The organism is Actinomadura sp. 6K520 (assembly GCF_004349245.1).
In the GTDB taxonomy this organism is placed as follows: domain Bacteria; phylum Actinomycetota; class Actinomycetes; order Streptosporangiales; family Streptosporangiaceae; genus Spirillospora.
The window spans coordinates 1-12,943 of the sequence record NZ_SMLC01000096.1 but is presented as its reverse complement, the minus strand read 5'-3'; the positions used below and the strand labels follow the sequence as shown (position 1 = coordinate 12,943).

Annotated in this window: 10 protein-coding genes and 1 tRNA gene; 5 read left to right on the top strand and 6 right to left on the bottom strand. The window is 72.4% G+C overall.

Features of this window, described 5'->3' with window-relative positions; all coding sequences use genetic code 11:
* Positions 1-59 precede the first annotated feature (59 nt).
* Complete coding sequence (locus E1289_RS23465) at positions 60-2,216, top strand: MMPL family transporter (RefSeq protein ID WP_131983670.1); 2,157 nt, start codon at positions 60-62, stop codon at positions 2,214-2,216.
* A 131-nt stretch (positions 2,217-2,347) separates the two neighbouring features.
* Here the strand turns inward: E1289_RS23465 and E1289_RS23460 are convergent, their stop codons facing one another.
* The gene (locus E1289_RS23460; RefSeq protein WP_131983692.1) at positions 2,348-3,733 is read right to left on the bottom strand and encodes a cystathionine beta-synthase; all 1,386 of its coding nucleotides are present in this window, start codon (positions 3,731-3,733) and stop codon (positions 2,348-2,350) included.
* A gap of 186 nt (positions 3,734-3,919) precedes the next feature.
* On the opposite strand from E1289_RS23460, the gene E1289_RS23455 reads away from it, so the two are divergent.
* The 3 genes from E1289_RS23455 to E1289_RS23445 all read left to right on the top strand — a co-directional run bounded on the left by E1289_RS23455 (position 3,920) and on the right by E1289_RS23445 (position 6,989).
* Positions 3,920-4,930 carry an SGNH/GDSL hydrolase family protein gene (locus E1289_RS23455; protein WP_131983668.1) on the top strand — a complete coding sequence of 337 codons (1,011 nt, stop codon included), beginning with the start codon at positions 3,920-3,922 and terminating at the stop codon, positions 4,928-4,930.
* Positions 4,931-5,335: 405 nt separating this feature from the next.
* Complete coding sequence (locus E1289_RS23450; protein WP_131983666.1) at positions 5,336-6,556, top strand: acetyl-CoA C-acetyltransferase; 1,221 nt, start codon at positions 5,336-5,338, stop codon at positions 6,554-6,556.
* A 205-nt stretch (positions 6,557-6,761) separates the two neighbouring features.
* Positions 6,762-6,989 carry a DUF4287 domain-containing protein gene (locus E1289_RS23445; protein ID WP_131983664.1) on the top strand — a complete coding sequence of 76 codons (228 nt, stop codon included), beginning with the start codon at positions 6,762-6,764 and terminating at the stop codon, positions 6,987-6,989.
* A 334-nt stretch (positions 6,990-7,323) separates the two neighbouring features.
* Here E1289_RS23445 and E1289_RS23440 read toward each other — a convergent pair whose 3' ends face one another.
* The 4 genes from E1289_RS23440 to E1289_RS23425 all read right to left on the bottom strand — a co-directional run bounded on the left by E1289_RS23440 (position 7,324) and on the right by E1289_RS23425 (position 11,118).
* Complete coding sequence (locus E1289_RS23440; RefSeq protein WP_131983662.1) at positions 7,324-8,193, bottom strand: Bax inhibitor-1/YccA family protein; 870 nt, start codon at positions 8,191-8,193, stop codon at positions 7,324-7,326.
* Positions 8,194-8,288: 95 nt separating this feature from the next.
* Positions 8,289-8,361 (bottom strand) — tRNA-Leu (locus tag E1289_RS23435).
* Positions 8,362-8,378: 17 nt separating this feature from the next.
* Complete coding sequence (locus E1289_RS23430) at positions 8,379-9,689, bottom strand: class I SAM-dependent methyltransferase (RefSeq protein ID WP_131983660.1); 1,311 nt, start codon at positions 9,687-9,689, stop codon at positions 8,379-8,381.
* A gap of 67 nt (positions 9,690-9,756) precedes the next feature.
* On the bottom strand, positions 9,757-11,118 hold the full coding sequence (locus E1289_RS23425) for an NAD(P)/FAD-dependent oxidoreductase (RefSeq protein WP_131983658.1): 1,362 nt from the start codon (positions 11,116-11,118) through the stop codon (positions 9,757-9,759).
* Between the two features lie 233 nt (positions 11,119-11,351).
* Between E1289_RS23425 and E1289_RS40185 the strand changes: the two genes are divergently transcribed.
* Positions 11,352-12,092 (top strand): DUF4232 domain-containing protein, encoded by a 741-nt coding sequence (locus tag E1289_RS40185; protein WP_165970586.1) that lies wholly within the window; start codon positions 11,352-11,354, stop codon positions 12,090-12,092.
* Between the two features lie 87 nt (positions 12,093-12,179).
* On the opposite strand, the gene E1289_RS23410 is transcribed toward E1289_RS40185, so the two are convergent.
* Positions 12,180-12,943 (bottom strand): uracil-DNA glycosylase (locus E1289_RS23410; RefSeq protein WP_131983651.1); only part of this gene is annotated, 764 nt, incomplete at its 5' end.

Sequence of the window (12,943 nt, the reverse complement as noted above, 5' to 3'; positions counted from 1 at the left end):
CTACCGTTTTAGAGGTACTCATCGACATCGATACCCCTCTCCCTGATTAAGGAAGCCCCATGTTCGCTCGGCTCGCGCGCTTCGTCGTGAGACACCCGTGGTGGACGATCGCGGCCTGGCTCGCGGCCGCGATCGTCATCATCGCCTTCTCCCCCAAGCTGTCCACCGAGTCGGATCAGGGCGAGTTCCTGCCGTCCGGGTACGAGTCCGTCCAGGCCGTCGAGCTCGCCGAGAAGGCGTTCCCCCAGCAGGCGGAGATGTCCGCGCTGATCGTGGTGCAGCGTTCCGACGGCGGGAACCTCACCCCCGCCGACAACGCCAAGGTGGCCGAGGCCGCCAAGGGGCTGTCCGCGAAGACGTACCCGACGGTCCAGGGCTTCGTCACCAGCCCCGAGGCGATCGCCCCGAACAAGTCCATCCAGCTGATCACCGTGCCGATGGAGATGGCGACCGGGGACGAGGCCCAGAAGCAGAGCCAGGCCATCAAGGACATCCGCACCGACCTGCCCAAGCAGCTCGGCGACGGCCTTGAGGCAAAGGTCGGCGGTGAGGTCGCGACGTGGGTCGACAACGAGGACTCCTTCACCCAGTCGTTCATGCTCATCACCGTCGCCACCTTCGCCCTGATCATCGGGCTGATCCTGCTGATCTTCCGGGCGCCGCTGGCGGCGATCCTGCCGATCATCGTGATCATCGCGACCGAGCAGATGTCGATGGGGCTGATCGGCGCGGCGTCCAAGCTGCTGGACTTCACCGGTGACGACAGCCTGCAGATCATCCTGACCATCGTGATGTTCGGCGTCGGCGCCGACTACTACCTGTTCCTGCTGTTCCGCTACCGGGAGCGGCTGCGCGCGGGCGAGGACCGCAAGACCGCGCTCATCTCCGCGGTGGAGCGGGTCGGCGAGGTCATCACGTCGGCGGCGGCCGCGATCGCGGTCACGTTCCTGGTGCTGATGCTGGCGTCCTTCGGCATCTTCGCCGCCTGGGGCCCGTCGCTGGCCATCGGCGTCGTGGTGATGGGCATCACGTCGCTGACGCTGTTCCCCGCCATCCTGTCGCTGATCGGGCCCGCGGTGTTCTGGCCGTCGAAGTCCTGGAAGAAGCAGCCGAAGGGGACGGTCGCGGCGCGGCTCGGCCGGACGGTCGGCGCGCGCCCGGCCCTGGTCGCCATCGGCGCCGGCGCCCTGCTGGTCGCGCTGGCGTCCGGCTCGATCGGCTTCAAGTCCGACTACGACTTCCAGTCCAGCTTCCCGCAGGACACCGAGTCCGCCCAGGCCACCGTGGACATGAAGAAGGGCTTCCCGGCCGGCCAGAACACCCCGGTCGAGGTCATGGTCCGCTCCACCGACGGGCAGCCGCTGACCAAGGCCGAGCTGGACACCTGGGGGCAGCAGGCCAAGTCGCTGCCCGGCGTCGGCGGCGTCCAGCCCGCCCTGGTCAGCGAGGCCGAGCCGACCATCGGCCAGGTCAACCTGGTGCTCAACGGCAACCCCGTCGACAACGACTCGATCAACCACGTCAAGAACGAGCTCGGGCCGGCCGTCCACGACATCGCGCCGGAGGGCACCGAGGTGTTCGTCGGCGGCGAGACCGCGATCTACAGCGACATCAACAAGGTCGTCAACCGGGACCTGTCGGTGATCCTGCCGGTCGCCGGGGTGCTCATCGCGCTGATCCTGCTCGCGCTGCTGCGCTCCGTGGTCGCCCCGCTGTACCTGGTCCCGGCGGTGCTGCTGGGCTTCGCCGCGACCCTCGGCTCGGCGGTGTACGTCTTCCAGGGCCTGCTCGGCGAACCCGGAGAGGTCTTCCACCTGCCGATCATGCTGTATCTGTTCGTGCTGGCCATCGGGACCGACTACAACATCCTGATGACCGCGCGGCTGCGCGAGGAGGCCAAGGAGGGCCACGAGCCGCGCAAGGCCGCCGCGCTGGCGGTCGAGCACGGCGGCCCGACGGTCGCCGCGGCCGGGCTGATCCTCGCCGGCACGTTCTCGGTGATGCTGCTGGCCAAGGTGTCGATGCTGCAGCAGATGGGCTTCTCCATCGCGCTGGGGATCGCGCTGTCGGCCTTCGTCATGGCGATCTTCCTGGTGCCGGGCGTCACGGCGCTGCTGGGTCACAAGGCCTGGTGGCCGGGGCACGGTGACAAGCCGGCCAAGGAGCCGAAGCCCGCCGACACGCGGGAGGACCTCGCCCCGACCGGGGCCCGGTGACCCCGGGACCCCCATGAACGCCGGGTTGCGGAGCCGGCCCGAAACGCCGCCCACCGGCCGGCTCCGCAACCCGGCACCCGCGGAAGGGAAGCGCCGGAGACCGCCGCGGTCTCCGGCGCTTCCCTTTCGCGTCAGCCGGCGGCGGTCAGGAAGGCGAGAAGGTCCTGGCGGGTGACGAGGCCCTTGGGCTTGCCGTCCACGAGCACGACGGCCGCGCCGGACTTCTGCAGCACGCCCACCGCCTCGCTCACCGGCTCCCCGGACCCGAGCGTCGGCAGCGGCGGGGACATGTGCCGCTCGACGGGCTCGGCCAGCTTGCCGCGCTCCCCGACGACGATGTCGAGCAGGTCCCGCTCCCGCACCGAGCCGACCACCTCGGCGGCCATGACCGGCGGCTCCTCCTTCATCACCGGGAGCTGCGACACCTCGTACTCCCGCATGATCGTGATCGCGGTCTCCACGCTCTCGTGCGGGTGGACGTGCACGAACTCCGGCAGCGTCCGGCCCTTGCGGGTGAGCACCTCGCCCACCCGGGCCTCCTCGGTGGCCGGGATGAGGAAGCCGTAGTCCGCCATCCACTCGTCGTTGAAGATCTTGGTGAGGTAGCCGCGGCCGCCGTCCGGCAGCAGCACCACGATCACCGCGTCCGGCTCGGCCCGCGCGGCGACGCGCAGCGCGGCGACGACCGCCATCCCGCAGGACCCGCCGACCAGCATCGCCTCCTCGCGGGCCAGCCGCCGGGTCATGTTGAACGAGTCCTTGTCGGACACCGCGATGATCTCGTCGCAGATGTCCCGGTCGTAGGTCTCGGGCCAGATGTCCTCGCCGACGCCCTCGACCAGGTAGGGCCGGCCGGTCCCGCCGGAGTACACCGATCCCTCGGGGTCCGCGCCGATGACCTTCACCCGGCCGCCGGAGACCTCCTTGAGGTACCGCCCGGTGCCGCTGATGGTGCCGCCGGTGCCGATGCCCGCCACGAAGTGCGTGACGCGCCCCTCGGTCTGCTCCCAGATCTCCGGCCCGGTGGTCTCGTAGTGCGACCGCGGGTTCTCCTGGTTGGTGTACTGGTTCGGCTTCCACCCGCCGGGGATCTCCGCGGCCAGCCGGTCCGACACCGAGTAGTAGGAGTCGGGGTGCTCGGGCGACACCGCCGACGGGCAGACCACGACCTCCGCGCCGTACGCGCGCAGCACGTCGATCTTGTCCCTGGCGACCTTGTCCGGGCAGACGAAGACGCAGCGGTAGCCGCGCTCCTGCGCCACGATGGCGAGCCCGACCCCGGTGTTGCCGGACGTCGGCTCGACGATCGTGCCGTTCGGCCGCAGCTCGCCGGAGCGCTCGGCCGCGTCGATCATGCGGACCGCGATGCGGTCCTTCACCGAGCCACCGGGGTTGAAGTACTCCAGCTTGGCGAGCACCTGCGGCCGGCCGCCGGCCGTGCCCCCGTCGATCACCTTGCGCAGCCGAACGAGGGGGGTGTTGCCCATCAGTTCGACGAGCGAGTCGTGTACGTGCACCGCGACATCCTTGTCGGTCAGTATGCCGATCTGAGCGTTGCGTCCCTGGTCGGCCCGCAGTTCGCGCGGGGTTCCGTGGACGCGGGTCCGGTTGGACACCCGCTTCGACGGTAGCCGAGAGCGGAGCCGCAGGCATCAACACGGGGGGCCGGGGGTAGGAACTTGATCACGGAGGGTCAGCGACGTATGTGGAGAGCATTCACGGCACGCCGCATCGCGGCGGCCGCGGCGTACGGCGGCGGCGGCATCACGGCCCTCGGCGGCCTCACGTTCGGGCTCGTCGTGGCGGAGGCCAAACTCGCCCGCCGGCTGATCACCGCGACCCCGGGCGCCGAACCCCCGGTCGCCGACGGCCTCTACGGCGGGACGCACGGCGGCGCGCCGCTGTCCCTCGTCATGCTCGGCGACTCGACCGCCGCCGGGCTCGGCGTGCACCGCCCGGACGAGACGCCCGCCGCGCTGCTCGCCACGGGGCTGTCGGCGATCGCGGACCGGCCCGTCCGGCTGACCAACGTGGCCCGCTCCGGCTCCCGCTCGGACGCGCTGTCCGGCCAGGTCGACCGGGCCGTGCAGACCCGGCCCGACCTGGCCGTCATCATGGTCGGCGGCAACGACGTGACCGGGCGCGTGCCGCCCGCCGAGTCCGTCCGCCACCTCGGCCAGGCGGTCGAGCGGCTCCGCGCCGCGGGCAGCGAGGTCGTGGTCGGCACCTGCCCCGACCTCGGCACCGTCAAGCCGCTGATGCAGCCGCTCCGGTACATCGCGCGCCGTGCCAGCCGGCAGCTCGCCGCCGCCCAGACCATCGCCGTCGTCGAACGCGGCGCCCGTTCGGTGTCGCTCGGCGATCTGCTCGGCCGGGAGTTCTCCGCCGACCCGCGCTCGATGTTCAGCGAGGACCGCTACCACCCGTCCGCCCGGGGGTACGCGTCCGCGTGCGCCGCCCTCCTGCCGTCGATGGCGGCCGCGCTGGGCCTGGAACCCGAGGTGGCCGGCCGGCCGGCCGACATCCTGCCGGTCTACCTGGCCGCCGCCGAGGCCGCCGAGGTGTCCGGAACCGAGGTGCACGAGGTGTCCGACGGCGGCCGCACGGCGCCGCCGGCCCGCGGCCCCCGAGGCCGCTGGGCCACCCTCCTGCGCCGCCGCACCGCCTCCGCCGGCGACGCCGCGGCCACCCCGGCGGCCCCCGGCCCGGCCTGACCCGGCCGGCCCGCGGAGATCCGTTGCCCCGGGGCGCCCTGCACCCCCGAGCCCGGCGAGCCTTTCCGGCGATCAGGCGGGCACGTCGGTGGGCCGGGGGACCGGGGCCCGTCCGGTCACCGGTGACGAGCCCCGGTCGTCCATCGTGTCCGCCGGGCCGGCCGTCGCCCGCGCTAGCGGCGGCCGGCCCGGCGGCGTGGAGTCCAGGGTCGGGCACCGGCCGCCCGCCCCGCATGGGGCCGATGTCACCAGCGGACCGGGACTCCGCAGGTCTGTGTGCGGACCGACCATCGGTACCACCGTCAGGACTGGGCAGGGGCACATGTACGCGGAGGCGGGCGGGCGGTTAGATTTGCCGGTAACCGGTGAGTAACACCGCACGGCCGCTGAGACAGGAGACCCGCAATGCCCGAGGCAGTCATCGTCGCAACCGCGCGCTCGCCGATCGGACGCGCCTTCAAGGGGTCGCTCAAGGACATGCGGCCCGACGACCTCACGGTCCAGATGGTCACCGCCGCGATGGCCCAGGTCCCGCAGCTGGAGCCGAGCCAGATCGACGACCTGCTGCTCGGGTGCGGGCTGCCCGGCGGCGAGCAGGGTTACAACATGGGCCGGGTGGTGTCCGTGCTGATGGGCTGGGACGACGTGCCCGGGGCCACCATCACCCGCTACTGCTCGTCCTCCCTGCAGACGTCCCGGATGGCGCTGCACGCGATCCGCTCGGGCGAGGCCGACGTCATCGTGTCGGCGGGTGTCGAGACCGTGAGCCGCTTCGCCAAGGGCAGCAGCGACGGCCTTCCCGACACGCAGAACCCCCTGTTCGACGAGGCGCAGGCCCGCACCGCGAAGGCGGGCGAGGGCGGCGCGGGCGTGTGGCGCGACCCCCGCGAGGACGGCGCCCTGCCCGACATCTACATCGCGATGGGCCAGACCGCCGAGAACGTGGCGGGGATGCGCGGGGTCAGCCGGCAGGCGCAGGACGAGTTCGGCGTCCGCTCGCAGAACCTCGCCGAGAAGGCCCTGGCCAACGGGTTCTGGGAGAAGGACATCACCCCGGTGACGCTGCCGGACGGCACCGTCGTGTCCAAGGACGACGGCCCGCGGCCCGGCACGACCTACGAGAAGGTCTCGCAGCTCCAGCCGGTGTTCCGGCCGGACGGGACGGTCACCGCCGGCAACTGCTGCCCGCTGAACGACGGCGCCGCCGCGGTCGTCATCATGAGCGACACCAAGGCCGCCGAGCTCGGCATCACCCCGCTGGCCCGCATCGTGTCGACCGGCGTCACCGGCCTGTCCGCCGAGATCATGGGCCTCGGCCCGGTGGAGGCGTCGCGGCGCGCGCTGGCGCTGGCCGGCATGACCATCGACGACATCGACCTCGTGGAGATCAACGAGGCGTTCGCCGCGCAGGTGCTGCCGTCCGCCGAGGACCTCGGCATCGACCTCGACAAGCTGAACGTCAACGGCGGCGCGATCGCCGTCGGTCACCCGTTCGGGATGACCGGCGCCCGCATCACCTCCACGCTCGTCAACAGCCTGAAGTTCCACGACAAGCAGTTCGGGCTGGAGACGATGTGCGTGGGCGGCGGCCAGGGCATGGCGATGGTTCTGGAGCGCCTTTCCTGACGGTCCTCTTTCGGTGGCCCGCACGGACCGCCCGCCGGCCCCGGCGGCGGGCGGCCTTCGTGCGGGCCACCTGCGCGTTTCCGGAGATCGTCCCCGTTAACGAGGATCTACGTTACGTCGTGGATAGGTCGGCGTTAGGGGGTTGTCACATACGGTTTCCTGTTGCAGAGTCAGCAGGAAGAGCCCCGCGACCTGGAGGTGCCAATTGTCACTGAACCACTCGCCGGAGACGCACAGCAAGCTGATCGCCCGCATTCCGCAAGTCACAGGACGTGACATCCCCGAGTGGTTCACCGCCATCGAGAACGGCCCGTCGTTCACCCGCTGCGAGGAACGCAGCCACTGGCTGGCCGACGAGCACAACCTGTCCCACGGCTACGCCGCGGCGCTGGTGCGCGAACACGAGCGCACCCGCCGCGCACGGCACTACTGAGCACCCTCGACCACTGAGCACCCTCGTCCCGCCCGCCGCCGGGCAGCCGGCGCGGCGCCGCGGACGAGCCCGCCCGACCGGGCGTCCCGCCGACCGGCCGATCCGCCGGGGCCGAGGACGGCCCGTCGGAAGAACTTGATACGGACCACGCCTCACCCGGACGTGGCGGGATCCCGCCGACGGACACCCCCGCAGTCGTGCCGCCGTGCCGCGCCACGACCCCGGCGCAGAGATCCCGCACAGATCGGCCCCACGCCGTCGGCGTGGGGCCGATCAATGTCCGGGCGCGGGTCCCGGACCGCGTCCCTGAGCGGCCTTCGCCCCTGAGCGGCCTTCAGTCTCTGCCCGCGTAGAGGTAGCTGAGGAGGCGGAGCATCTCCAGGTAGATCCAGACCAGGCTCAGCACGAGCCCGAACGCGCAGTACCAGGCGAACTTCTCCGGGGCGCCGCTGCGGACGCCGTCCTCGATGGAGTCGAAGTCCAGCAGGAGGAAGAAGCAGCCGACGAGGATCGCGACGACGCTGAACACGTAGGCGAGCGGGTTGCCGGGGTCGCGGATGCCGAGCCCGTCGTCGCTGCCGAACATGTACATCACCATGTTGACGAGCATGAGGGCGATCAGCGCCCCGCCGGCCGCGATGGTGAACTTGGCGAACTTGGGGGTGACCCGCACGATGCGCAGCGCGTAGACGGCGAGCGTCGCGGCGAACGCCAGGGCGGTGCCGATCACGGCCTGGAACACCACGCCGTGGTACAGGTCGTTGTACATGTGGCTGATGATGCCGACGAGCACGCCGTACACCGCGGCGAACGCCAGCACCATCGGCGCGTTGGCCTTGCGGCCGAACGTGATGAACGCCCAGATCCCGATCTGGGCGATGAGCGCCACGACGAGGACCGGGACGGCGAGGCTCGGCGGGACGAGCACCCACGCCACGGCCGCCGTCAGCACCAGCGTGAACAGCGTCATGAAGCCGCGGACGACGACGTCGTCCATGGTCATGGGCCTGGTCGGGGCGGGCGGCGCGTAGCCCGGCCCCTGGCCCGCGTACGGCGGGGCGCCGTATCCGGGGGCACCGTATCCGGGTGCACCCTGACCGGGTGCGCCGTACGCCGGCGCGCCGTAACCGGGCGCGCCGTATGCCGCACCTCCGGCCCGCTGGTTGAAGGCGTTGCCCCGGAACGCCGGGTTCCTGCTCTCCATAGAGCCCTCCACTTCGGCCGACCTGGCCGCCCATTCTATGCGCGAACGACCCTGGGTGATCAGCCGGAACCTGCCGAGCGTCGAGGTGACGTCAGTGCCCCTGGTCGGACTCGAACCGACACGATGGCTCTTTTAGGGAGCCCGCCTCTGCCATTGGGCTACAGGGGCGGCGTCATCATATCGAGTCAGGGGCCCGTCACGGTGGGTCCCGCTGACCGGAGTGCACCACCCAGACCGCCCGAAATCCGGCGTTTCACCTGGATCTCATACCGGCCCATCCGGCCGTTCTCGCAGGCCAGTGCGGACGTGGCCAGGTAGAGCAGCCACACCCGTGCCCGGCCGGGTCCGGCCAGCTCCGCGCATTCGGTCCAGTGGTGCTGTAGGCCCGTGGCCCAGGCCCGGAGCGTGCGCGCGTGGTCTTCGCGCAGGGTCGTCACGGCCCGCACCTCAAGGCCCGCGTCGTCGAGTTCGTCGGCGAGCGCACCGAGCCGCCGGGGCTCGGCGGCGTCCGGGACCAGGTATCCGGCGGTGACCGTGCGCCGCCTGCCGGGCGGGGCGGGACCGCCGGTCGACTCCTGCAGGACGAGCCGCCCGCCGGGCGCGAGCAGACCGGCCAGCCGGGACGCCGGACGGCCGACGGACGCCGCGTCCGCCAGCCCGACGATCGCGTCGTAGGGGCCGTCGCCCGCCATGGCCAGATCCCAGCCGCGGGCCTGGACGTCGGCCCCGGCCGCGGCGGCCGCGGCCCGGACGTGCCCGGCCTGCCCGGGGGTGCGGGCCAGGCCGACGACCCGGGCGCCGTGCCGGAGGGCGGCGTGCAGGGCGAACGCGCCCCAGCCGCAGTTCAGGTCGAGGACCCGGGCGCCGGGGAACAGCCCGAGCCCCGCGGCGAGGGCCTCATGGGCGCTTGACTGGGCCGTGTCAAGGTCGGCGGCCCCGGCCCAGCGCCCGGTGCCGTGCGCCAGCCCTTCGCCGAAGAGCCGGGCGAAGAACGCGGCGGGCTCCCTCAGCGGGGCGCCGTCCCCGTTTCCGCGCTCCTCGGGCGGCGCCTTCGGCTCGGGGCCGACGGCGCCGAGGGTGACGGCGGTGCGCACGATGTCGCGCTTGTCGTCGCCGCTCAGCCGGATCGGCCCGTCGCCGCCGCCCAGCACCCGCTGGACGGCGTCGAGCGCGGCGAAGACGTCCCCCTCGATGTCCAGCTCACCGGCCACGTACGCCCGGACGAACCCCAGCTCGCCGGGCTTCCACAGCAGCCGCCGCAGTGCCCGCCGATGCGTGATCACGTACGCGGGGGCGGCGGCCGGGCCGATGACGCTGCCGTCCCAGGCCCGGACCCGGATCGGCAGCTCGTCCGCGGTCTCCCGCTGCTCCCCCAGCATGATCTTGGTGAGCAGCGGGACCAGCCGGGCGGCGACGCCCGCCGCGCCGGCGGCCTCCGGGGCCGGCGCGGACGGCTCGGCCCGCGTGCCGTTCCAGGTGGCGTCTCCGTCGGGCATGGTCAGGGCGCCTCCTTCGCGGGCGATGCCGCCCGGTCACGCGGTCACGGTTCTCCGGTCACGCGGTTCACACGTCCTGCCGCCGGCCGGCCGCGAGCTCGAACTCGAAGCGGGGTGCCTCCAGCTCGCCGAGCGAGACGATCTCGCGCCGGAAGAAGGAGGCGAGCGTCCAGTCGACGGTGATCCGGAACTTGCGGTTGACGGTCGGCATACGCGACAGATGGTAGGTGCGGTGCATGAACCAGGCGGGGAGCCCGCGGAGCTTGATCCCGTAGACGTTCGCCACGCCTTTGTGCAGGCCGAGGCTCGCCACCGAGCCGACGTAGCGGTGCGCGTACGGCTTTCGCGGCTTCCCGCGCACATCCGCCACGATGTTGTCACCAAGACGCCTGGCCTGCCTGACCGCGTGCTGGGCGTTCGGGGCCGTGAAGTCGCCGGCGTCGGTCAGGTCGGGAACGGCCGCGTTGTCCCCGGCCGCGTACACGTGCTCCAGCCCCTCGACGGTCAGCTCGGCGGTCGTCCGGACCCGTCCCTTCTCGTCCAGCGGCAGGTCGCTCCGCTTGAGGACTGGGTGCGGCTTCACCCCGGCCGTCCACACCAGCGTGCCGGCGTCGAACTCCTCGCCGTCGCTGAGCACGACGTGCCGCTTCTCGGCGGACTTCAGGAGCGTCTCCATCTTCACCTCGATGCCGCGGTGGCGCAGCGCCTCGGCGGTCCAGCGGCCCATCTCCGGGCCCACCTCCGGCAGGATCCGGGCGGTCGCCTCGACCATCAGCCAGCGCAGTTCCCCGGGGTCGATCGACGGGTACCACCTGCAGGCGTCCCGCGCCATGTCCTCCAGTTCGGCCATGGCCTCGACGCCCGCGAACCCGGCGCCGACGAACACGAACGTCAGCGCCCGCCTCCTGGCCTCCTCGTCGTCCGGGTTGGACGCGGCGATGTCGAGCTGGTGCAGGACGTGGTTGCGCAGGAAGATCGACTCTTCGATGGTCTTGAACCCGATGCCGCATTCGGCGAGGCCGGGGATCGGCAGCGTCCGCGAGATGGAGCCGAGGGCGACCACGAGCATGTCGTAGCCGATCTCCCGCTCCGGGACCCCGGCGGTCCTGGTGCCCGCGGGCTGGACCGTGATCCGCCGGGCGGCGTGGTCGATCCCCGTGACGTAGCCGTTCATGATGCGGCAGCGCCGGAGGACCTTCCGGAGCGACACCACGACATGGCGCGGCTCCAGGTTCCCGGCCGCGGCCTCGGGGAGGAACGGCTGGTAGGTCATATAGGACTGCGGGTCGACCACGGTGACCACCACGTCGCCGCGGCGCATCTCGGCGCGCAGCTTCCGCTGCAGCCGCAGCGCGGTGTACATGCCGACGTACCCGCCGCCGATGATCACGATGTGCTTCGCCGAATCCGTGGAGCGTTGGGAAGGCATGTCCGGAGCGATACCCGGATAAGCGGCCCGCTCACCATTTCCCCCGATCCACGAACTTCAGCGCCGGGTCCGGCATCTCACCGGATGTGTCACCAGAAAGACGGTGGGACAGGGCCGGACGGGGGCGTCAAGCGGCCCGGAACGGCGCGGCCGGCGGGGGAACCGGCCCGCCTCCGGGCCGCTCGGCCAGGCCCTGCCCCGCCGTCCGCTGGTCTCCACGGGGAAGGGTGAGAATGAGGACTCCGCTGCCGAAGATCATTTGGGGGGCGCTGGCCGCCGCGGCCGTCACCGCCGCGCTCGCGGGATGCGGTCCCGCCGAGAACGCCGGTCCCGCCGCGGCCGAGGCCGGTGGTCCGGCGACACCGACCGGCTCGACGACCACCGGAGTTCCCGGATCGGGCACGGAGCCCGGCTCTCCGGGGACGGGAGCGCCCTCCGGCGCGCCGTCGGCCGTCGGCGCGCCCACCACCGGACCCCCCGACGACGGGAAGGGCCCCGGCCCGGGCGGTAAGACGCCCGTCGGCGAGGCACCCGGGACCGGCGGAGCCGGCGCCGGAGGGTCGCACTGCACCAGCGACATGCTGAGCGCGAGCCTGACCAACAGGTCCTTCGTGGAGACCAACCGCTACGTGACGCTGGTCCTCACCAACATCTCGGGGACGTCCTGCACGGTCCGCGGCTGGTCCGACCTCCAGCTGGTCAACGCGGCGGGGCTGGTCTCCACGAACGTCATGCGCCACGGCACGCCGCGGACGGTCACCCTCCCCAGCGGAGGGCACGCCTACGAGCGGCTGTACTGGACGTCCGAACTCGCCGCGGACGAAAGCGTCCCGTGCCAGCCGGCCGCGAACGCCCTGAAGGTCGTCCCGCCGGACGAGACCCGGCAGCTGGAGGCGCCCTGGTGGTACGGCCCGGTCTGCCAGCACGGCGACATCTCGCTCACCCCCCTGACGGCGAACCCGACGGGCGGCTGACCCGGAGGCGTGTGCTCGCGTGACCTCGGCCCGCACAGGCCAGGTCACGGAGCGAGCCCCCGGCGAGGGCAGTGGGCCCGGACCGCGTTAAGCACGGCCGTAGTCGCGGGCGCGGATGAAGGCGTCGTCGAGCATGTCCTCGGTGACGCGGCCGGTGAAGGTGTTCTGCTGGCTCGGGTGGTAGCAGCCCAGCAGCAGGACCGGGTCGCGGTGGGCCGCCGAGGGCGGCGGCACCAGCTCGGCCTCGGCGCCGTGGCCGAACTTCGGCCGGGGCCGGGGTATCCCGTAGCCCGCCTGCTTCAGCGCCGGCCACACGCCCTGCCAGGCGAAACCGCCGAGGCACACGATGCAGCGGACGCTCGGCTCGACCATCTCGATCTCGCGGGCCAGCCACGGCAGGCAGGTGGTGCGCTCCAGCGGCGTCGGCCTGTTGTCGGGCGGCGCGCACCGGACCGTCGCCGCCATCCGGGCGCCGATCAGCCGCTGCCCGTCGCCGGCGTGCACGCTGGTCGGCAGCGCGGCGAGGCCCACCCGGTGCAGCGAGGCGAACAGCCAGTCGCCCGAGCGGTCGCCGGTGAAGATCCGGCCGGTGCGGTTGCCGCCGTGCGCGGCGGGCGCGAGTCCCACGATCAGGACCCGCGGCTCCGGCTCGCCCCATCCGGCGATGGGACGGCCCCAGTACTCCTCGTCCGCGAACGCCCTGCGCCGCTGGACGGCGACCTTCTCCCGCCACTCCACCAGCCGGTCGCACGCGCGGCACACCGACTGCCGGGCGGACAGCTCGTCCAGGTCCGGCGCCTTGGCGGCCAGCTCGACGACGTCGCCGGTGCCGTGGGCGACGGGGGTGTCCG